Source organism: Bradyrhizobium sp. CCBAU 45389 (genome assembly GCF_028128625.1).
Classification (GTDB): domain Bacteria; phylum Pseudomonadota; class Alphaproteobacteria; order Rhizobiales; family Xanthobacteraceae; genus Bradyrhizobium; species Bradyrhizobium liaoningense_B.
Map to the genome: position 1 here is coordinate 103,373 of NZ_LBIY01000099.1, position 20,343 is coordinate 123,715.

17 protein-coding genes are annotated in these 20,343 nt (G+C 65.1%); 7 read left to right on the forward strand and 10 right to left on the reverse strand.

The annotated features are described in order from the left end of the window. The first annotated feature begins 504 nt into the window (after positions 1-504). The 6 genes from XH79_RS39660 (at position 505) to XH79_RS39685 (ending at position 9,212) form a co-directional block, all read left to right on the forward strand. Positions 505-1,380 carry a branched-chain amino acid ABC transporter permease gene (locus XH79_RS39660; protein ID WP_212339415.1) on the forward strand — a complete coding sequence of 292 codons (876 nt, stop codon included), beginning with the start codon at positions 505-507 and terminating at the stop codon, positions 1,378-1,380. A gap of 1 nt (position 1,381) precedes the next feature. After that, positions 1,382-2,308 (forward strand): branched-chain amino acid ABC transporter permease, encoded by a 927-nt coding sequence (locus XH79_RS39665; RefSeq protein ID WP_271585209.1) that lies wholly within the window; start codon positions 1,382-1,384, stop codon positions 2,306-2,308. Beyond that, complete coding sequence (locus XH79_RS39670) at positions 2,308-3,789, forward strand: ATP-binding cassette domain-containing protein (protein WP_271585210.1); 1,482 nt, start codon at positions 2,308-2,310, stop codon at positions 3,787-3,789. The genes XH79_RS39665 and XH79_RS39670 overlap by 1 nt, the downstream gene beginning before the upstream one ends. Positions 3,790-3,829: 40 nt before the next feature. Then, complete coding sequence (locus XH79_RS39675; protein WP_271585211.1) at positions 3,830-5,065, forward strand: ABC transporter substrate-binding protein; 1,236 nt, start codon at positions 3,830-3,832, stop codon at positions 5,063-5,065. 164 nt (positions 5,066-5,229) lie between these two features. Beyond that, positions 5,230-7,740 (forward strand): excinuclease ABC subunit UvrA, encoded by a 2,511-nt coding sequence (gene uvrA, locus XH79_RS39680; protein WP_271585212.1) that lies wholly within the window; start codon positions 5,230-5,232, stop codon positions 7,738-7,740. A 161-nt stretch (positions 7,741-7,901) separates the two neighbouring features. Continuing rightward, positions 7,902-9,212, forward strand: coding sequence for an ABC transporter substrate-binding protein (locus XH79_RS39685; RefSeq protein WP_271585213.1), 1,311 nt, complete (start codon positions 7,902-7,904; stop codon positions 9,210-9,212). A 53-nt stretch (positions 9,213-9,265) separates the two neighbouring features. On the opposite strand, the gene XH79_RS39690 is transcribed toward XH79_RS39685, so the two are convergent. From XH79_RS39690 to XH79_RS39730, 9 genes are all read right to left on the reverse strand, one after another. Further along, the gene (locus XH79_RS39690) at positions 9,266-10,435 is read right to left on the reverse strand and encodes a Gfo/Idh/MocA family protein (RefSeq protein ID WP_271585214.1); all 1,170 of its coding nucleotides are present in this window, start codon (positions 10,433-10,435) and stop codon (positions 9,266-9,268) included. A 44-nt stretch (positions 10,436-10,479) separates the two neighbouring features. Next, positions 10,480-10,794: a septal ring lytic transglycosylase RlpA family protein gene (locus XH79_RS39695; protein ID WP_212339436.1), complete on the reverse strand. Its 315-nt coding sequence runs from the start codon at positions 10,792-10,794 to the stop codon at positions 10,480-10,482. A gap of 102 nt (positions 10,795-10,896) precedes the next feature. Next, a complete protein-coding gene (locus tag XH79_RS39700) occupies positions 10,897-11,742 on the reverse strand; it encodes a CmcJ/NvfI family oxidoreductase (protein WP_271585215.1) in 846 nt (281 codons plus the stop codon). Between the two features lie 412 nt (positions 11,743-12,154). Beyond that, positions 12,155-13,093 (reverse strand): ABC transporter substrate-binding protein, encoded by a 939-nt coding sequence (locus XH79_RS39705; RefSeq protein WP_271585216.1) that lies wholly within the window; start codon positions 13,091-13,093, stop codon positions 12,155-12,157. Next, positions 13,090-14,184, reverse strand: coding sequence for an LLM class flavin-dependent oxidoreductase (locus XH79_RS39710; RefSeq protein WP_271585217.1), 1,095 nt, complete (start codon positions 14,182-14,184; stop codon positions 13,090-13,092). The genes XH79_RS39705 and XH79_RS39710 overlap by 4 nt, the downstream gene beginning before the upstream one ends. A gap of 25 nt (positions 14,185-14,209) precedes the next feature. Continuing rightward, positions 14,210-15,382: an acyl-CoA dehydrogenase family protein gene (locus XH79_RS39715; RefSeq protein ID WP_271585218.1), complete on the reverse strand. Its 1,173-nt coding sequence runs from the start codon at positions 15,380-15,382 to the stop codon at positions 14,210-14,212. Next, on the reverse strand, positions 15,376-16,173 hold the full coding sequence (locus XH79_RS39720) for an ABC transporter ATP-binding protein (RefSeq protein WP_271585219.1): 798 nt from the start codon (positions 16,171-16,173) through the stop codon (positions 15,376-15,378). Before XH79_RS39720 ends, XH79_RS39715 begins: the two co-directional genes overlap by 7 nt. Beyond that, positions 16,167-17,189, reverse strand: coding sequence for an ABC transporter permease (locus tag XH79_RS39725; protein WP_271585220.1), 1,023 nt, complete (start codon positions 17,187-17,189; stop codon positions 16,167-16,169). Before XH79_RS39725 ends, XH79_RS39720 begins: the two co-directional genes overlap by 7 nt. Beyond that, positions 17,167-18,270, reverse strand: coding sequence for an ABC transporter substrate-binding protein (locus XH79_RS39730; protein WP_271585221.1), 1,104 nt, complete (start codon positions 18,268-18,270; stop codon positions 17,167-17,169). Before XH79_RS39730 ends, XH79_RS39725 begins: the two co-directional genes overlap by 23 nt. A 474-nt stretch (positions 18,271-18,744) precedes the next feature. On the opposite strand from XH79_RS39730, the gene XH79_RS39735 reads away from it, so the two are divergent. Then, positions 18,745-19,725, forward strand: a complete 981-nt coding sequence (locus XH79_RS39735) for an ABC transporter substrate-binding protein (protein ID WP_271585222.1) — start codon at positions 18,745-18,747, stop codon at positions 19,723-19,725. Between the two features lie 126 nt (positions 19,726-19,851). On the opposite strand, the gene XH79_RS39740 is transcribed toward XH79_RS39735, so the two are convergent. Continuing rightward, the gene (locus XH79_RS39740) at positions 19,852-20,316 is read right to left on the reverse strand and encodes a hypothetical protein (protein WP_212339451.1); all 465 of its coding nucleotides are present in this window, start codon (positions 20,314-20,316) and stop codon (positions 19,852-19,854) included. Between the last annotated feature and the right edge of the window lie 27 nt (positions 20,317-20,343).

Here is a 20,343-nt window from a genome sequence, read left to right on the forward strand (position 1 = left end):
GCTACGGAAGCTGCAAGCACGCTGAAGCTCTCGACGACGTCGCGGCTCGCCAATCGGCGATCGCTCGCAGCCGTTGATGCTCACGCATGCCCATCGACGGAATCTGCATGCCTGCGCGCGTAATGAGGATCGCGCATCTTTTCTGCCTGCAAATTGCGCAAGCTCTCAACTTTAGTCCGCCTCTCACAATCCTGAATGCAGTTTCACTTGCCGAGAAACTCTCCGCCGGTATAGTCGCGACACAATGGCTCACAAGAGGCCTGTTCAAAGGGAGAGAACAACATGAAGAAACGACTCTCTGTTGCGTTGCGTATAGCGTGCGGCATGACCGCGACTAGCGGGCCGAAGGACGTTGCGAAGGCCAACGTCCGGCCTCCGAGCCTCATCGAACCCATCACAGGCTGATCGGGATTGCTCTCCGGGCATGAAGCCCGGAAGCGTTCACATGCGCTCCACACAGCACCTTCCCTCAAGGAGGCAGCTCGTCTGCCTGGCCAATCATCTATGCGAGCTTTCCAGATCTTGATCGATGGCTTTGCCATCAGCGCTCTCTACGCGCTCGGTGCCACCGGCTTCACGCTGATCTTCGGCGTCTCGGGCGTCCTCAACCTTTCTCACGGTGCCATCATGGTGGCGGCAGCCGTCGCCGCCTGGGCCGCTGCGAGCATCCTCGGGGTCGGCACCTATGCCGGCGCGCTGATCGGCGTCGCGGTCGCCCTCCTCACGGCGTTTGCCACCTATTTCGCGGTGGTGAAGCCGATCCAGGACTCCCGGCGCATCCCCAATGAGGAGAAGGAGATCTTCGTCCTCACGGGAACGCTGCTCTGGGGCATCATGATCCAGGAGCTGATCGCCTATTTCTTCACCAACAACGCCAAGACCGTGCTGCCGATCGTCGAGGGCGTGGTCGAGATCCTCGGCGTGCGCACGCCGCGCAATGAGATCTTCACCGCCATCGTGTGCTGCCTCGTGATCGCGCTGCTATGGCTCTTGGTGAACCGCACCCGTACCGGCAAGGCCGTGCTGGCGGCCTCGATGAATCCGCGCGGCGTCACCCTGCTCGGGCTCGAGCTCACCAACATCTACATCGTGGTCTGGGCGATCTACGGCATCCTCGCCGGCATCGCCGGCGTGCTGCTCGGCATGTTCTTAGGGGTCAGCTCCTACAGCGTCGGACCGCTGACGGCGAGCGCGTTCTCGATCGTCGTGCTCGGCGGGCTCGGCAGCGTCTCGGGCTCTCTGATCGCGGCCTTCGTGGTCGGCTATCTCGAAACGCTGACGGCCTACCTGGTCTCGCCGGCCTATCGCACCATCCCGGCGCTGCTGCTGCTCGTGTTCGTGATGTACATCCGGCCCCAGGGCCTTCTCGGGAGGCGCTGAGATGTCGAACTTCTTCACCTCGCGCCTGTTCTTCATCTCGCTGGCGCTGGTCGTGATCGCAGCGACGCTACCGCTTTACGTCTCAGGCTACGTCCTCGGGCTTCTTACCGTCGCCTTTTACTTCGGCGTGTTCGCGATGGCCTGGGACCTCCTGTTCGGCTTCGCCGGCGAGGTCAATTTCGGCCCGACCTTCCTGATCGGCGTCGGCGCCTACACCGCCGGCATCCTGAACGCCCAGTTCGGCTGGTCGGTCTATCCTTGCATCGTGCTGGGCGCGCTCGCCTCGGTCATCGCCGGTCTCGTGCTGGCGCTGCCGGCCTTACGGGTGCGCGGACCCTATTTCGGCCTGACCACGCTGGTCGCGGTCTTGATGCTGCAGAACTTCATCGTGGTGTTCGCCGATCTCACCGGCGGCGAGATAGGGCTCACCATCCCCGACGTCATCAGCATCGACGCCGGCGCGAATTACTGGATCGCGCTCGGCTTCATGATCATCTCGGCGGCGATCCTCTACGGCCTGTCGCAATCGCCTGTTGGACTCGTGCTGCAGGCGAGCGGGCAGGATCCGGTGCAGGCCGGCGCGCTCGGCTTCAACATCGTCAAGCACAAGCTCGCGGCGTTCATCGTCTCTGCGTTCTTCTCGGGGTTATCGGGCGCCCTCCTGGTGTTCTATTTCGGCACCGCCTCGGTCGGCACCGTCGTCGACGTCGCGGTCGGCGTCAACGTGATCGTCTCGGCCGTGCTCGGCGGCCGGCGCACCGTGCTCGGCGCGGCGCTGGGTGCGATCTTCCTGATCGTCGCCGGCGAGTTCCTGCGCCCTACCGGCGAGCTTGCGACCTTCATCGTCTCGGCGGTCGCGCTTCTCGTCGTGCTGTTCTTCCCCGGCGGCTTCCTCGGAGCGGCCCTCTCGCGCGAGGCTCGTTCGTGATGGATATGAGGCTTTCAAACCGGGCCGTGCTCGAAGTCCGCGGCCTGACCAAGCGCTTCGGCGGATTGACCGCGGTGAAGAACCTCGGCTTCGAGGTCAACGCCGGCGAGATCTTTGGCCTGATCGGGCCGAACGGCTCGGGCAAATCGACCGCGATGAAGAGCGTGATGGGCATCGAGCGCCCAACTGCGGGCGAGGTTATCTTCGAAGGCGAGGACGTCGCCGGCCTACCCGCGCACAAGATCGCGCGCAAGGGCTTTGGCATGGTGTTCCAGCACTCGCGGCCGCTGAACCGGCAGACGGTGCTGGAGAACATCATGGTGGCGCTGCTGCCGGACAGCCTGTTCATGCTGTTTCCCGACAAGGCGCTGGTCGAGCGTGCCAAATGGATCGCCGAGCGCGTCGGGCTCGGTAACGTCATGAACCGCCGCCCGCCGACACTGCCCTTCGCCGATCTGCGCCGGCTCGAGCTTGCCAAGGCGATCGCGCGCGATCCCAAGGTCGTGCTGGTGGACGAGCCCTTTGCCGGGTTGACGCGGGCCGAGGTCGACATCTTCTCCGACCTGATCCGCAGCTTTCGCGACGACGGCCGCGCCGTGATGCTGGTCGATCACAACGTCAAGAGCGTCGCCGCGCTCGTCGACCGCGTCCTCGCGATGTATCTCGGCGAGGAGATCGTCACCGGCAAGGCCGAGGACGTCATGCGAAACGAGACCGTGCGCCGGGTCTATCTCGGCGGCGCCATCGAGACCCATGCGCGGCCCGAGACCAGCTTCAAGGACAAGGTGCCGCTGCTCCAGGTCGAGAATGTCAGCGTGTTCTACGGCAAGGCGCAGGCGCTGGAGAACGTCTCGATCCACGTCCATGAGGGCGAGTTCGTTTCCGTGGTCGGCCTCAACGGCGCCGGCAAGACCACGCTGTTCAACACCATCTCCGGCTTCCTGCCCTATAGCGGCGAGATCGTACGCGGTGGCGAGAAGCTGCGCGGCACCAGCCCGGCGAAGATCGCCCGCAGCGGCCTCGTGCAGTGCCCGGAATCGCGCGAGCTGTTCGGCGAGATGAGCGTGCGGGAGAATCTCGATCTCGGTGGCCAGCATTTGTCCGACGACAAGCGCGCCGCGCAGCTTGCCTGGCTGTTCGAGCTGTTTCCGATCCTGAAGGAACGTCAGGGCCAGATGGCGCAGACGCTCTCCGGCGGCGAGCAGCAGATGCTCGCGATCGGCCGCGCGCTGATGATGCAGCCGCAGATCCTGATCCTGGACGAGCCGACGCTCGGCCTTGCGCCCGTCATCCTCGAGCAATTGTCCAAGGCGCTGACCAAGCTGCGGCAGACCACGGCGATCACGGTGCTGCTCGGCGAGCAGAACGTCACCTTCGCGCTTCCGCACGCCGACCGCGTCTATGTGCTCGAACACGCCCGGATTATCTGGGAGGGCGATCCCGGCCGCTTTGCGAGCGAGGCCGGCGCCGATTTTCTGTAAGTCTGTCAACATCAACAAAAAACATAGAAAGGAAACGACCATGCGATCTTCAGTTCTCGGCAGCAGCTTCCTCGCCTCCGCGCTGGCGCTGTGCCTCGCCGCGCCCGCCTACGCGCAGTCGAACGATCCGATCAAGATCGGCGTCATCGCCGAGGTGCAGTCGATCGCGGGCGCGGCGACGCCGGGCGGCGCGCAGATCGCCGCCGACGAGATCAACGCCAAGGGCGGCATCTTGGGGCGCAAGGTCGAGATCGTCACCTATGACAACAAGAGCTCCTCGGCCGACTCGGTGCGAGCCTTCCAGCGCGCGGTGAGCGAGGACAAGGTCTCCGCCGTGATCGCCAGCTACATCTCCGAGGTCGTGCTGGCGCTCGAGCCCTGGGCGGCGCGGCTGAAGATGCCGCTGATCACGCCCGGCGCGGCCTCGAACGAGATCACCAAGGCGATCCACAACGACTACGAGAAGAACAAGTACACCTTCCACGGCTATTTGACCTCGGCCGCGCAGGCCCAGCTCGTCTGCGACGCCGCCAAGGATCTCCTCGTCGACAAGCTCAAGTTCAAGACGGTCGCGATCATGAGCGAGGACGCCGCCTGGACCAAGCCGCTCGACGTCGGCTACGAGGCGTGCCTGCCCAAGGCCGGCCTCAAGGTCGTCGAGCATGTCCGCTTCTCGCCCGACACCACCGACTTCACGCCGATCTTCAACAACATCGAGGGCAAGAAGCCCGACGTGATCGTGACCGGCATCTCGCATGTCGGCGTGCAGCCGACCGTGCAGTGGAAGAACCAGCAGGTGCCGATCCCGATGTTCGGCATCAGCGCGCAGGCGCTGAGCCCGACCTTCTGGAAGGACACCAATGGTGCCGCCGACGGCGTGCCGTCGCTGGCGGTGGCGACGCCCGATGTGGCCGTGACCTCAAAGACAAAACCGTTCGCGGCCGCCTTCAAGGCCAAGTTCGGCTCGCCGCCGGCCTATACCGGCTACACCGCCTATGATGAGGTCTACATCATCACCGACGCCATCAAGCGCGCCGGCTCGACCGATCCCGACAAGATGGTCACCGAGCTCGAGAAGACCGACTACGAGGGCACGATCGGCCAGATCCAGTTCTACGGCAAGAACGACGAGTTCACCCATGGCATCAAGTCCGGCCCGGGCACGATCACCGGCCTCGTCTTCCAGTGGCAGGACTCAAAGCAGGTCGTGGTCTGGCCCGAGAAGATCGCCGAAGGCAAGATGAAGTTTCCGAACTTCGTGAAGCTGTCACAGTAATAGCCGGCGCCGGACCGCTGCCGGCAGCCCAAACACCCCAGCAAGGCCCGTCGCATGACCGCGGCGGGCCTTCGCTTTGTGCAGAACGTAACTGGCCCGCTGGCATCAAAGGACCCATCCTGCGATCTTGCCGTTAGTGCCCGGATGGGGACTGGAGGAGCCAGATGGACGACCGACCGAGACCACCCGAGAGCCTGATGCAGGACGACGGCTTCGTCCGGGTCCGGGGCGCGCGCGAGCACAACCTCAAGAACATCGACGTCAAAATTCCGCGCAACGCCCTGGTCGTGTTCACGGGGGTCTCGGGTTCGGGAAAATCCTCGCTCGCCTTCGGGACGATCTATGCCGAGGCGCAGCGGCGCTATCTGGAATCGGTGTCACCCTATGCGCGACGCCTCTTCCACCAGATGCAGATCCCTGAAGTCGACGACATCGAGGGCCTGCCGCCCGCCGTCGCGCTCCAGCAGCAGCGCGGCGCGCCGACGACAAGATCGTCCGTCGGCAGCGTGACGACCATCTCGAACCTGCTCAGGATGCTCTATTCCCGCGCCGGCGACTATCCGCGGGGGCAGCCGATGCTCTATGCGGAAGCGTTTTCGCCGAACACGCCGGAGGGCGCCTGCCCGACCTGTCACGGCATCGGCAGGATGCTCGACGTCACCGAAAAATCCATGGTGCCTGACGACACCAAGACGATCCGCGAGCGCGCCATCGCGGCCTGGCCGAGCGCCTGGCAGGGACAGAACCTCCGGGACATCCTGACGACGCTGGGCTACGACGTCGACAAGCCCTGGCGCGAGCTGCCGAAGAAGGACCGCGACTGGATTCTGTTCACGGAGGAACAGCCGACTGTTCCGGTTTATGCCGGCTACGACGCAGCCGAAGTCAAGCGCGCGCTGCGCCGCAAGGAGGAGCCGAGCTATCAGGGCACGTTCACCGGCGCCAAGCGCTACGTGATGCAGACCTACGCCAAGTCCGAGAGCGCGATGATGAAGCGCCGCGTCGCGCAGTTCATGATCACGCAGGACTGCCCGACCTGCCATGGCACGCGGCTGAAGCCCGAGGCGCTCAAGGTCAAGTTCGCCGGCCGCAATATCGCCGAGATCTCGCACCTGCCGCTCAAGCAGTTGCAGGAGTTGATCAAGCCATTCGCAAAAGCTTCAACGGACAGGTCGGAGAAGGCTGTCGTCGCCCGGCGCATCTGCGAGGATCTGTCGGCGCGCCTCGCCGTCCTGCTCGACCTCGGCCTCGGCTATCTCGCCTGCGAGCGCAGCACGCCGACGTTGTCGCCGGGCGAGCTGCAGCGGCTGCGGCTGGCGACCCAGGTCCGCTCCAACCTGTTCGGCGTCGTCTACGTCCTCGACGAACCATCCGCAGGCCTGCACCCCGCCGACACCGAGGCGCTGCTGCGTGCGCTCGACCGGCTGAAGCGCGCGGGCAACTCGATCTTCGTGGTCGAGCACGAGATCGAGGTGATCAGGCAAGCCGACTGGCTGGTGGATGTCGGGCCCGATGCCGGCGACGGCGGCGGACGCATCCTCTATAGCGGACCGCCGGCAGGGCTCGGCGACATCGCGCAATCGCGAACCGCCGATTATCTGTCGCAACCGAGAAAACCGCTGCCGACGGCCCGTCGCGAGCCGAAGGGGCACCTGAAGATCAGGGGCGTGTTCCGCAACAATCTCCGCGGCCTCGACGTCGATATTCCGCTCGGCGTGATCGCTGGCATCACCGGCGTGTCAGGCTCCGGCAAATCGAGCCTGATCAGCCAATTCCTGGTCGAGGCCATGGCCGGACATCTCGGCCATACGTTGGCCACCGATGCGGATGACGACAGCCTTGCTCCCACCGTCGAGACGCTGGGCGGCAGGATTGTCGCCGGCCTCGACCGGATCGATCGCCTCGTCGTCGTCGACCAGAAGCCGATCGGCCGCACGCCGCGATCCAACCTTGCGACCTATACCGGCCTGTTCGACCATGTGCGCAAGCTGTTCGCAGCAACGCCGCAGGCCAAGGCCCGCCGCTACGATGCCGGGCGCTTTTCGTTCAATGTCTCCAAGGGCCGTTGCGCGACCTGCGAGGGTGAAGGCTTCGTCTGCGTCGAGCTGTTGTTCCTGCCCAGCGTCTACGCGCCCTGCCCGACCTGCAAGGGCGCGCGTTACAACGACAAGACGCTCGAGGTGAAGATCGACGGCAAATCCATCGCGGACGTGCTGGCGATGCGCGTCGACGAGGCCTTCGACTTCTTCCGCGACGATGCCACCCTGAACCGGTCGCTATCCATCGTGCGCGAAGTCGGCCTCGGCTATATCCGCCTCGGCCAATCCGCGACCGAGCTGTCCGGCGGCGAAGCCCAGCGCATCAAGCTCGCGACCGAACTGATGCGTCCGCAGCGCGGGCACACGCTCTATGTGCTGGACGAGCCGACCACCGGTCTTCATCCCAGGGACGTCGAGCGGCTGATCGCCCAGCTCGACCGGATCGTGGATGCCGGCAACAGCGTGGTCGTGGTCGAGCATGACATGGATGTCGTGGCTCACAGCGACTGGATCATCGATCTCGGCCCCGGCGCCGGCGACGAGGGTGGCCTTATCGTCGCGGCGGGGACGCCGCATCAGCTCGCCAGGGCGGGCGGGAAGACGGCATCTTATCTGGCCCGCCGCCTGAGGGAGTGACGGACGCGATCTCGCGGTCTCGTCGTCACTCATCTCGCAATTGCGTTCTACGCGGCGAGGATAGACTCCGACTTTCGCGATGTTGACTTTCCGCCGCGCCCCTCCCCATACTTCGCAAAAAAATACAACCAAGCATAAGACGGGTTTTGAGGGAGGATAGGATGCCGACTTCACGCAGGCAGCTGCTGAAGACCTCGGCGGCTGCCGCCGCCGCACTCAGCCTCGATTGGACCAGGGCCCAGGCGCAAGCCGAGACATTGCGCATCGGCCTGATCTACGACCTCACCGGCCCGTTCGCCGCCGGCGGCTCGGTCGCCTCGTCGATCGGCGCGCAGATCGCGATCGATCTCGTCAACGAGAAAGGCGGTATCGGCGGCAAGACCAAGATCGTGCCGGTCGCCGCGGATTCCCAGAGCAAGCCCGACGTCGCGATCAACGAGGCCGAACGCCTGGTCAGCCAGGAGAAGATCGACATCCTCAACGGCGTCTATGCGAGCTCGCATGCGGTGCCGCTCGCGGCCAAGGTCGAGCAGCAGAAGAAGATCCTCTGGATCACGACCGCGGTCTCGACCGCCGTGTTCAAGGACAAGAACCTGCAATACGTGTTTCGCGCGCAGATTCATTCCGATCAATACGGGCAGGCCTTCGCTGCCTTCCTCACCGAGCACGCCAAGGCCAAGCTCGGCATGGAGCCGGGCGAGGTGAAGGTTGCGCTGATCCACGAGGACGGCCCCTACGGTGTCGGCGTCGCCGCCGCCGACGAGGCCTATGCCAAGCAGGCCGGCATCCAGGTGGTGCTGCGCGAGGGCTATTCGGCCGCCGCGCCCGACCTCTCGGTGCTGGTCACCAAGATCAAGCGTGCCAAGGCCGACGTGATCTCGCATGCCGGCTACAACCCGGACATCACCCTGTTCCTGCGGCAGGCCCGCGAGAGCGGATTACGCTTCAAGATGCTGTTCGGGGCAGGTGCCGGCTACAGCCAGCTCGACAAGCTGCGCGCGACCTTCGGCGCCGACATCGACAATTTCTGCAACATCGATCCGGTGCCGGCGCAGCTGCTCGATCCCGCCAAGCTCGCGCCCGGCATGGGCGATCTGATCAAGACCATGGTCAGCCGCTATCAAACCAAGACTGGCGCCACCGACGTGCCGCCGCACTGCTCGATGGGCTTCAACCAGACCTGGGTGCTGCTCAACAACGTGCTGCCGGTCGCCAAGGAGAAGTACGGCAGCTTCGAGCCCGAGGCGATCCGCAAGGCCGCGCTCGATGTCGACATCCCCGCCGGCGGCACCATCCAGGGCTATGGCGTGAAATTCTTCCCGCCGGGCACGCCGCTGTCCGGCCAGAACGAACGCTCGACGCCGGTGGTGATGCAGAACGCAGGCGAGCACATCTCGGTGGTGTGGCCGACCAACATCAAGACGCAGGACCCGGTATTCCCGCTGCCGAAGGGCTCGACCTACGGGGCGTGAGGGGGCCTTGCTCCCACCCTCCCCTGGAGGGGGAGGGTAAGCGTACCGATCCCCTACAACACCACCCGCCGCCCCTCCTCCGCCGCCCAATACCCGGCGTAGTTCACCTTGATCGTCTCGTAGGCCAGCGCGAGGTCCGATAGCGGCTGGCGTCCGGTCGCGGCGCATTCCATGAAATCCTGGATCTCCTGGAGATAGCCGCGCGTCCATTCCTCCTCGAGGCAGACATATTGCCAGCCGGTCTTGCGGTCGACCTTTTCGGTGATGTAGACGCTCGCGAGCTTCTCCTCGCTGGTCTGATAGCTCATCAGATGATTGTTCGGCGTGATGTTGGCGAACAGCGAACCGCCGGACGTGTAGGTCTCGATCAGATTGCGCACGCCGCCCATGATCATGTCGCCGGAGAACACGGTCGCCTTGGTGCCGTCGGAGAATGTCGCCGTCAGCGTGCCCCAATCCTCGACGTCGACGGGATTGGCCTTGATGTAGGCGCGCTCCTCCGGCTTGAGCACGGCGGTGACGTTGCCGACATCGCCCGTGACGCTGGCGACGTGGATGCTCTCGCCGCGCGCCTTGGCCTCGACCTGCTTGAGATACAGCACGGCCGAGAGCGGATGGCAGCCCATCCGGATCAGCGAGCCGCCGCCGGTCATCGCCCATTGCGCGGCATGCGCGGCGTGCGAGCCGGAATGGCTCTCCTCTCCCTTCATGAACAGGATCTTGTCTTTCGTCGCCCTGATGATCTCCGCAGTCTTGGTCACCGCAGGCGCGTAGATCCAGTCCTCGGCATACATGAAGAGTTTTCCGGTGCGCTCGATCGCGGTGCGCGTCCTGTCCATCTCTTCGATCACGCGCTCATACATCAGCGCCTTCGGCACGTGCTTGCCGATCGGCTGCTGATCCCCCTCGCGGCCGAAATAGCCGGCGAAGGGCTTTTCGCAGATCACGTGCTTGCCGGCCTGCATGCTGGCGACGATCATCTCCGCATGGAGGTTGGGCGGCGTGCAGATATCGATGACATCGAGCTCGCCGTCCGCGATCAGCTCGGCGAAGCTCCGGTAAACACGCGGGATATTGTGATGCTGGGCGAACGCGACAACCTTGTCGCCGCGCGCGGCGACCGCCGCGACCTCGACGTCCACGCCATAGACGCGCCGGAACGCGTACATGTGCAGCTCCGACACGAAGCCGCAGCCGACGAGTCCCACCCTGATCCCAGTCATAGCGCCCCCCTTGCTTCGGGCGGCACTATAGCGCGCTCGGAGACCTAATCCACCGAGACGCGCACCACGCCCGCGCTCATCATGCCGAGCGCACGGGCGGCGGGCACGGAGAGATCGACGATACGGCCGCGGATGAAGGGACCGCGATCATTGACCCGGCACTGGATCGAGCGCCCGCTGTAGGACACCCTGAGCACGCTGCCGAACGGGCGTGTGCGGTGGGCGCAAGTCAACTCGCCGCCTTTGCCCGCCCTTCCATATCCGTAGTACGAAGCAAGACCGCTTTCGGCTTTAGCGACGGACACGAAGGCGAGGAATGAAGTCATCAAACAAAGCAAAAGGGTCGTCTGCGCGCGCACGGCACCGCTCCCGGTTGGCCCTGTCCGGCGCTGCAAACGTCCTTTGTTCCCCTGGGTTCCGGGAACCCTGCCGGGAAATGCCGGCAGGGCTATCACAGTTTGTTACTGCCGGTGAAATACCAGCGTGCGGACCTCAATGCTCTCACGGGGTGCGGCATCGGCCGGCGTGGTCGGGTCGATGAACGCGGTATGCGGTCCGAATCGGGTGCGGCCATCGGTTGCGGAATCGTAGCACTTCAGCAGCAGCGCCTCGTCCGGCGTCATCTCGGGGAAATAGAACCAGCGGTGGTTCGGATTGTATTTCACCGAATAGGTCTCGCCGCGACGGTTGGGATAGATCAGGTCGGAGGCCACGAGATCGTCGGGCGCCACCGTGGTGCCGTCGGCCATGGCGAGCGGTGAATCGCGCAAGGGCCCGCGGATCGGCCGCCAGAGATTGATCACCTGCACGCGTCCCTTCAGCAGCTCCTCGGCCTCGTCAGGCAGATGCTCTCGCACGCGGTTGGCGCCGGAGACGGCGGTCTGGTCGACATGCACGCGCGTTGCCGGCTGACGCGGGCCGCCGTCGCGGATATCCGGCGCGCCTTCGACACGCTTGCGCACGGTGTGGTCGAAGATGACGACGCGATCGGCCTTCAGCGTGGCGCGCAGGAACGCCTCGACCGCGGGATAGTAGACGCTGCGGATTTCCTCGTCGTTGTAAAAATCCTTCACCTGCGTCGGGTGACGCACCAGTGCAAAGCCCTCGCGATCGAGCGAGAAGTTTTGCGCGATCAGCCGCGCATCGAAGATCGGCACCTGATGCGGCTCCGGCAGCGACGTGCTTTTGGGCTCACCCGGCGGCGGATCGAAGGCGTAGGTGCGCGGCTTGCCTGATGTCGGCGCGAGATAGTTGAGTTCGGCGGTGACGAAGGGAAGCGATTCGATTTTTGTTTCTTGCAGGCCCATGGCCGGTCTCCCGATGTGGTCGTCGAATTGATTTTTGACGGGGCGCGACGTGGCGCAAGGGAGGGGAAGCAAATAGCAATGGAGGTGTTGTCGTCAGTGCAAAGCGCAGAAGGAATGTGTCGAGCAAGCCGATTGCGCTGGAAACCTCCTCCTTCCTCACGAGTCCTTGAAGCGTCCGTGAGAGCGCTTCTTCCTCCTCCCTTGTGGGAGAAGGTGGCGCGAACTCTTACCCTCCCCTGGAGGGGGAGGGTCGATCGCGCGCAGCGCGAGCGGGGTGGGGTGATCTCTCCTCTCGGGCAGCGTGGGCGTGGAGAGACTGTCACCCCACCCCGTCTCGCGTTTCGCTGCGCTCAACGTGAGCCGACCCTCCCCCTCAAGGGGAGGGTAAGCCGCCCGACGCAAGCAGAGCTGCCTACAACCCCGCCTTCGCGATCGCATCGGCAAACGAGCGATCCACGATCTCGGCTGCATCCAGCTTCTGCTTGATCAGCCCCCAGCGGAAATACAGGTCGATCGTGCTCTGCTCGTCCGCGATCACGCCGTCATCGATCGGCGCGATGCGGATCTTGGCGCGCGACAGCCAGTTCAGCGGCACGGCGGTCGGGATGTTCATCAGCCTGCCCCAGGTCGCGGCGTAGCTGTCGACATTGTTCAGCGACCACGCCCGCGCCGCGGTGAGACGCCGCACGAAGTCGGTCAGCTCCGCGCGCTTGTCGCGGATGGCCTCGGGCCGCGCCACCTGGAAGCTCAGGCCCGGCGTGAGCCCTTCGGAGGTGATGATGCGGCGCGATTTGAACAGCACCTCCTCCTGACTGACATAGGGCTCCCAGGTGGACCACGCATCGACCGAGCCTTGCGTGTAGGCGATCTTCGCATCCGACGGCGCCAGGAACGCGATCTGCACGTCGCTGGCACTCCAGCCGTTCTTCTCCAGCGCGGCGAGGATCAGCTGATGGCCGATCGAGCCGCGGCCGGTTGCGATCTTCTTGCCGCGGAGATCGGCAAAGCTCTTGATCGGCGAATGCTCGGGCACGAGGATGGCGAGCCCCTCCCGCGTCTGCCGGATCGCGGCGATCGCCTTCACCGGCGCGCCGGAGGCGGCCGCAAAGGTGAAGGGAGCGTCGCCAACGAGGCCGGTTTCGATCGCGCCAGCGCTGAGCGCTTCCAGCAGTGGGGCTGCCGCCGGAAACTCCTTCCACTCGATCTTGTACGGCAGATCCTTGAGCACGCCGGCCGCTTCCATCACGGCCTGCGAATTGCCCTTCTGGTCGCCGACGCGCAAAGTGGTTTGCGCCGCCGCCAGCTCGAATGAACCGAACAGCAGCGCGCCGGCCAGCATGAGGCGGATCATTCCGCGGCCTCACCGCGCACGGCCCGACGCCTGGCGATCAGCTCGCGCGTCAGCGGGATCAGCTCGCGGCCATAGTCGATGGCGTCAGGGAGCGGATCGAAGCCGCGGATCAGGAAGTGGCTGACCCCGAGGTCGTAGTAGTCGCCGAAGACCTCGGCGACCTGCTCGGGCGTGCCGACCAGCGCGGTGGTGTTGCTGTTGGCGCCGGTGAGCTTGGCGATCTCGGTCCAGAGCCGCTTGTCGATGCGCGCGCCCTGGTCGGCCGCCGCCAGCAGCCGCTTGGCGCCCTCGGTGGCGTGATTGGGCCGGCGATAGCCGGTCTGGTCCTGAAGCGCGGTGGCGCGTTCCAGGATTTCGTCCGCCTTCTTCCATGCCTTCTCCTCGGTATCGGCAAGAATGGGCCGTACCGACAGGCTGAAGCGCGGCGTCGGCCGTCCGTGCCGCACTGCTGCGTTATGAACGCGCGCGGTGACGTCGCGCACCTGCGCGTAGGATTCGCCCCACAGCGCAAAGGTGTCGGCATGCTTGCCCGAGACCTCGATCGCGGCATCGGAGCCGCCGCCGACGAAAGTGTAGATGCCGCCCGCTTGCTGCGGCTTCACCTGGGAGAAACCGTTCTCGACATTGTAGTATTTGCCGCTGTAATTGAACGGCTTCTCGCTGGTCCATTCCAGCCGCACGATGTCGAGGAATTCGCTGGTGCGGGCGTAGCGCTCGTCCTTGTCGTCGAGCGTGTTGCCGTCCTGCCTGAGCTCGATGGCGTTGCCGCCGGTGATGACGTGCAGCGAGACGCGGCCGCCATAGAGCTGGTCGAGCGTGGCGAGCTGGCGCGCCAAAAGCGTCGGCGCAGTGAAACCCGGGCGCTGCGCGATCATCACCTTGAGCTTCTTTGTAATGGTCAGCACATGCTGGGCGATCTGGAGCGCATCCGGCGTGGTTGAATGGAACGCCAGCAGCGCGCGGTCGAAACCGGCGAGCTCATGCGCCTTCGCGACCGTCTCGATATAGGCGGGATCGAGCACCGGTCCCTGCCGCACGATGGTCTCGGAAGCATTGCTGTTGGCGATAAAGCCGATGAACTCGACCGACATCGGGGAACTCCTTGCAAGTGATGGGTCAGACGCCCAGCGCTGCGCGCCCGGCGGAGATTTTCGTAGAGTCGTCCTGGGGGGTGTGGACGCGGCCGCAGAGCACGTCGCGGTAATGCCGCTCCAGCGGATTTTTGCGCGACAGACCGTGATTGCTGGTCAGCAACAAGGCGTCCTCCACTGCGGCCACGGCGTTATTGGTCACCGTGAGCTTGACGATGTTGGACTCGATCGCGCTCAGCTGCAAGCCGTTGTCGAAATCAGAGGCGAAACTGTCGATCAAACGTGCGTTGACTGCGAGCTTAGCCTCGATGCCGCCCAGTATCTCCTGGGCGCGGGCCAAGGTCGCAAGCGGCGCCCCCAGACTGCCCGGCACCCGCGTCTTCAGGAAAGTCACCAGCCAGTCCCGCGCCGCGCGGGCGATGCCGTCATAGATCGCAGCGACGAAGATGGTGTGGACGGTCGCCTGCGCCGGATCGGGCGCGCGCCAATCCTGGGGCGCGCGCACGTCGACTTCGGCGTCGAGCGGGATCACGACGTCGTCGAAGATGACATCGTGGCTGCCGCTGGCGCGCAGGCCATGATGATCCCAGGTCTCGACGATGCGCGTGCCCGGCAGCCCCGCCGGCACCAGGAACTGGCCGACGCGCGGCTCGGCCTCGTCGGTGCGCGCCCAGACCAGATACCATTTCAGGATCGGCGAGCCCGTCGAATAGACCTTGTGGCCTGAGAGGCGCCAGCCGGTCTCCGTGCGCCGCGCGATCGTCGCCGGCAGGCCGCCACGCGCGGGCGAGCCGAGCTCCGGCTCAACGCGGAGCGCATTGATCAGCGCAAGACCTTCGACAGTCTCATGGGCGAGCTTGCGCGACAGTCGCACCGGCCAAGTCGGGCTTCGCGCCATCACCAGATGGTTGATGTAGTGCATCGACAGCACCAGTGCGGTCGACGAGCAGGCCTTGCCGACGATGCCGAGCACGCGTGCGGCGTATCTCGCGCCGGCGCCGGCCCCGCCGAAGGCGGCCGGTACCGTCAACGACAGCAGGCCAGCTTCCGAGAGTTCGCGAAAATTCTCGAAAGGAAAGCTGCCGGTGCGGTCGTGCTCGGCCGCGCGCGTGGCGAAGGTTTCGGCCAGCGCCTCGGCGCGAGCGATGTAGTCGGGTTCGCTATGGGCCGTGCGCCCTTTGGCTACAGAAGTCACCATGTGGCATCTAATCCCAGGAGGCCGAGGATCTGGCGGCGCAGATCGGCGAGATACGGATCGCCGCGATGGCGCGGATAGGGACGGTCGACGCGGATGTCGGCCTTCACCCGCGCCGGACGATCGCTGAACACGATGACGCGGTTGGCGAGCACGAGCGCTTCCTCGGCGTCATGCGTGACCAGGAGCGTCGTAAACCCCTTGCGCTGCCAGAGCGAGACCAGCTCGGCCTGCATCGTGATGCGGGTCAGCGAATCCAGTTTTCCCAGCGGCTCGTCGAGGATCAGGATCTTGGGATCGTTGACCAGCGCCCGCGCCAGCGCGACGCGCTGCGCCATGCCGCCGGAGAGCTGGTGCGGATAGGCATTGCGGAACGAGGCAAGCCCAACGAGATCGAGCGCGGCGTCGACGCGGTGACGCTGGCTCTTCAAAATGCCCTGCGCCTCAAGGCCCAGGGCGACGTTGTCCCAGACCGACCGCCAGGGAAATAGGGTCGGATCCTGGAACACGACGACGCGCGAGGGATGCGGATTTCTGATGCGCTCCTCATCCTCCCGCAGCCTGCCCGCCTTGGGCTTGTCGAGCCCGGCAACGAGCCGCAGCAGGGTCGACTTGCCGCAGCCGGACGGGCCAAGCAGCGCGACAAATTCGCCGGGTTCGACCGAGATGCTGACGTCGCTCAGCACCGGCAGTTCGGTGCCGTCGATATCGAAGGCGTGGCTGACCTGCTCGATGTCGAGCGCGGCGCCGGCGGCGGGATGCCTCGCGGCTTCGGCAAGAGCTGCGGCTACCATTTGACGGTCCCCTTCTGCCAGACCAGCAATCGATCCCGGATCGAAAACAGCAGCGTGATCGCGCCGGAGCAGAGCAACGACATCACGATCAGCGCCGCGTACATGTTGGCGTAGGCGGCCCAGCCTTGGGCCCATTGCAGGTACCAGCCGAGCCCGGCCTTGACGCCGATCATCTCGGCGACGACGAGCACGGCAAAGGACGAGCCGAGCCCCATGAACAGGCCGACGAAGACGTGCGGCAGCGCGGCCGGGATTGCGACCTTCAGCACCAGGAAGGACGGTTTTGCGCCGAGAGTGCGCGCGACGTCGTAATAGGCGTTGCTGACGCTCGCGACACCCGACCAGGTCAGCACGGTCACGGGAAAGCCGGTCGCCAGCGCGATCAGGAAGGTCGAGGCGCTCCAGCTCGACGGGAATGTGAAGAAGGCGATCGGCAGCCAGGCCGTCGCCGGCAGCGGGCCGATGAAGCGCAGCACCGGATGCACCCAATAGCCGACCGCGCGCGACCAGCCGATCGAGACACCAGTCAAAAAGCCGACCGTCGCGCCGATCAGATAGCCGCCGAGCTGCAGCTTGACCGAGGCGAACACGCTGTCGAGCAGTTTTGGCAGATCGTCGGTATAGACCTCGATGATCGATTGCGGCGGCGGAAAGAACGGCAGCGGCAGCCAGGCGAATTTCGCGGTCGCAACTTCCCACACCGTCAGGAAGGCACCGAGCGCGACCAGCCAGGGCGCGCGCTTGTGCAAGGCCTTCCCTGCCGAGCCGAGATAATCGGCCCCGACGGTTCCGAACAGCGCGACGGCCGCGATGATGAAGGCGGCGATGCCGAGCGAGTGCGTGCGCGACCAGTCGCCGACATCCTCCCACCACAGGCAGGACAGGCCGAAGGCGATCCAGGCGATGCTGGCGAGCACGCCGACGCCGGAGTCCCGGAGCCAGCTCGCCAGCAGCGGCGCGCGCGAGGAGCGCGGCGCGCCGGAGGCAAGGCCGTCAGACAGCGAATACGTCGACATAGATGCGCTCCGCGAATTTGGCGGTATCGGTGCTCTGCTTGAAGACCTGCACGGTCTTCAGGTCGTCGGCGTAAGCCTTGAGCTCGCGCTTGAGCACTTCACCCACGGGATGGTGATGATGGGTGTGGTAGCGCACCATGCCCTCGATATCGGCGAGCGATGCCGTCTTCGGCGCGTAAGGCTGGAACGACTTTGCCGTCACGGCCGGGTTCTGCGCGGTGAACATCGCAGCATCGAGCAGCGCCTGCGTGAGGGCGCGCGCGACCTGCGGCTCCTCGCGCACCAGGCTGCCGCGCAGGCCGAGGATGCAGCAGCTCTTGTCGCGATATTCGCCGTCGAGGTTGGAGGCGACTTCCTTGTACTGGCTGTCCTTGAGCCAGAGATAGCCGAGCGGATCGGACGACAGGAAGGCCTGGACCTCGCCCTTCTCCACGGCGACGTTGAGCAGGTTGCCGGGATAGGCGCGCCAGTCGACATCCTTGTTCGGGTCGATCCCGAGCTTGGCGAGCTGGACGGAGAAGAAGTTCTTGTCGGGGCCGCCGAGATCGCCGACCGCGACGATCTTGCCCTTGAGATCGGCGAGCTTGTTCACGCCGGAATCAGTCCGAGTGAGGACGCGCATGCAGCCGCCATGGGTACCGGCTGCGATCTTGACGTCAAAACCCTGCTCCAGTGGCTTCAGCCAGCGCAGCGCCATGCCGAGCCCGGCATCGCTCTTACCCGTCGCGATCGCCTCGAGCAGCTGGTCGGTTGAGCCGGAATAGTTGATGAGCTCGATGTCGAGATTGTGCTTCTGGAAGAAGCCGTGCTCGATGGCCACTGGCACCGGCGCGAGGCAGACCGCGCCGGCATTCCACGACAGTTTCAGTTTGCGCGGCGCGCCCGTGAGCGCGGGCGCGTCGGAGGCCGTGCGGCACAGCGGGAATTGCGAGAGATCGACACCGGGCGCGATCGCCTGTGGCGCAAACGCCTGCGCTGCACCGAAGGCACCCAGCGGCGCGGCGAACGCCGCGGCCAACCCCGCCTGCAGCAAATGACGCCGGTCGAGGCTCGATCCGCCGCGCTTGTTGTCGTTGTCCATCAGCCCCGCTCCTGAGTTGGCACAGCTCCGCCGTTCGCGCAGCACATTGCGTTGCGCATGTTCCGCACGGAGATGCGTTGGGAGAATATTCTTCGCCGTCGCTTCACACGCGGCTTTGATGCGATGCGCAAATCATGCGGCGCGTTCGCGGCATCGTCAATGAAATGGAATTTCGAATGTGACGCGAAGCGAAGTCATTCTCTCCATCGGCACGTGCGGGAACGATGAAAGGATTTTCGCTGCCGCATCGCCTTGCAAAGCGCACCGCGACTCCGCCGCTTGCTTCATCCGCGTGCATCTTCCGCCGTGCACGTTGCACGTTCTCGAAAGCAGCACTTCGTTGAAACGTCCTTGCCGATCGCGCACGCAATACGGTTGGCCATTTCATTGACTGCGGATCGCGCACTCATAGACTTGATCGTCTCGCTGCATCGTCCGCTCACGCATCGTGAGCGACGCAACAAGACGGATCCAATGAGCATCAACTCCAACGACAATTCCATCACGCGCCGGCTCGCTACCTCGCTGCTGGCCGCCGCCATCACCCTGTCGACAGCGGCAGCATCGCTCGCCGCCGACACCGTCGTGCTGCGCGTCGGCGACCAGAAAGGCGGCAACCGCTCGCTGCTGGAGATCTCCGGCTATGCGAAGGACCTGCCCTACAAGATCGAATGGTCGGAATTCCCTGCGGCCGCGCCGATCCTCGAAGCGCTCAACGCCGGCGCCCTCGATGTCGGCTATACCGGCGATCTCTCCTTCCTCTCGGTCTATGCGGCGGGCGCGCCGATCAAGGCGATCGGCGGCACGCGCTCCGATGCGAAGACGCAGGCGATCCTCGTGCGCCAGGATTCGCCGATCAAATCGGCCGCCGACCTCAAGGGCAAGCGTCTCGCCGGCACGCGCGGCGGCTGGGGCCAGTTCCTGATCGACGCGACGCTGGAGAAGGCGCAGATCAAGCTCGAGGATGCGACCTTCGCGCCGCTCGGCCCGGTCGATGCCAAGATCGCGCTGGTCGCCGGCTCGATCGACGCCTGGGCGGTGTGGGAGCCCTATGTCTCGTTCGCAACCTTGAAGGACAAGGCGCGCGTGATCGCCGACGGCGAAGGCCTGACGCCGACCATCACCTTCATCGTCGCCTCCGACAACGCCATCGCCACCAAGCGCGCGGCGGTGCAGGACCTGGTGCAGCGGCTGAACAAGGCGCGACTCTGGTCGCTCGATCATGTTGCCGAATACGCTAAGAGCACGGCCGACCTGACAAAACTGCCGGAGGACGTGCTGCTGTCGGCCTACACCGCCCAGCGCACCAGCCCGATCGTGATCGATGAGAACGTGGTGAAGGAAATCCAGGCCGCCTCGGACCGCTCGACGCGCTACGGCATCCTGCCGAAGACGCTCGACGTCAGCAAAGCCGTCGACCGCAGCTTCACCGCTGCGGCGGCCGGATCGAACTAGCGCGGAGCGGCGGGATGCGCAGGCCTCGCCTCAGGGCCGGCCCGCTGCATCTCGCCGCGATCGTGCTCGCGCATTTCACCTGCATGAGCTTGATCGTGTGGCTCTCGCTTTAGCTCCGCGAGGCGCTCACCAATATCCGCGGTAATAGGGCCGGTAGTAGCCGTAGCGAGGGCCATAATACGGACGATAGACCCGATAGCCATAATAGCGGGGACGCGCGTAGTAGCCGCCATAGCCGTAGCTCGGTCCATAGCCGTAGCCGCCGTAATAGGCCGGCGCGTAACCATAGCCGTAGCCCGGATATCCATAGCCGCCATAATACGGTCCGCCGCCATAATAGCCGTAGCCGTAGGGCGCGCTGCTGGCGATGGCGCCGCCGATGATCGCGCCGGCCGCGAGGGCGCCGATACCAAAGCCCCAGCCGCCACCCCAGCCGCGGCCGCGCCAATAGACCTGCGTGACATCATCGCCGACGGCCGCTTTCATGGCCGCGACATTGGTCGGCAGCGGGGCTGCTGCGGCTTGGCCGATTTGGCCGGCCATGACCGCGCCCGCCAGTGAACAGACAATTGCCGTTGTCCAGATCCTCATCGTCTTGCTCCCTGTCTGACGTTTCGC

Bases quoted from the DNA above. Each gene is read 5' to 3' on its own strand.
- XH79_RS39730 (WP_271585221.1), bottom strand. From the start codon at position 18,270: ATGGACAACGACAACAAGCGCGGCGGATCGAGCCTCGACCGGCGTCAT.
- XH79_RS39710 (WP_271585217.1), bottom strand. From the start codon at position 14,184: ATGTCGGTCGAGTTCATCGGCTTTATCGCCAACAGCAATGCTTCCGAG.
- XH79_RS39660 (WP_212339415.1), top strand. From the start codon at position 505: ATGCGAGCTTTCCAGATCTTGATCGATGGCTTTGCCATCAGCGCTCTC.
- XH79_RS39715 (WP_271585218.1), bottom strand. From the start codon at position 15,382: ATGGTGACTTCTGTAGCCAAAGGGCGCACGGCCCATAGCGAACCCGAC.
- XH79_RS39725 (WP_271585220.1), bottom strand. From the start codon at position 17,189: ATGTCGACGTATTCGCTGTCTGACGGCCTTGCCTCCGGCGCGCCGCGC.
- XH79_RS39685 (WP_271585213.1), top strand. From the start codon at position 7,902: ATGCCGACTTCACGCAGGCAGCTGCTGAAGACCTCGGCGGCTGCCGCC.
- XH79_RS39740 (WP_212339451.1), bottom strand. From the start codon at position 20,316: ATGAGGATCTGGACAACGGCAATTGTCTGTTCACTGGCGGGCGCGGTC.
- XH79_RS39720 (WP_271585219.1), bottom strand. From the start codon at position 16,173: ATGGTAGCCGCAGCTCTTGCCGAAGCCGCGAGGCATCCCGCCGCCGGC.
- XH79_RS39700 (WP_271585215.1), bottom strand. From the start codon at position 11,742: ATGGGCCTGCAAGAAACAAAAATCGAATCGCTTCCCTTCGTCACCGCC.
- uvrA (WP_271585212.1), top strand. From the start codon at position 5,230: ATGGACGACCGACCGAGACCACCCGAGAGCCTGATGCAGGACGACGGC.
- XH79_RS39705 (WP_271585216.1), bottom strand. From the start codon at position 13,093: ATGATCCGCCTCATGCTGGCCGGCGCGCTGCTGTTCGGTTCATTCGAG.
- XH79_RS39675 (WP_271585211.1), top strand. From the start codon at position 3,830: ATGCGATCTTCAGTTCTCGGCAGCAGCTTCCTCGCCTCCGCGCTGGCG.
- XH79_RS39690 (WP_271585214.1), bottom strand. From the start codon at position 10,435: ATGACTGGGATCAGGGTGGGACTCGTCGGCTGCGGCTTCGTGTCGGAG.
- XH79_RS39735 (WP_271585222.1), top strand. From the start codon at position 18,745: ATGAGCATCAACTCCAACGACAATTCCATCACGCGCCGGCTCGCTACC.
- XH79_RS39670 (WP_271585210.1), top strand. From the start codon at position 2,308: ATGGATATGAGGCTTTCAAACCGGGCCGTGCTCGAAGTCCGCGGCCTG.
- XH79_RS39665 (WP_271585209.1), top strand. From the start codon at position 1,382: ATGTCGAACTTCTTCACCTCGCGCCTGTTCTTCATCTCGCTGGCGCTG.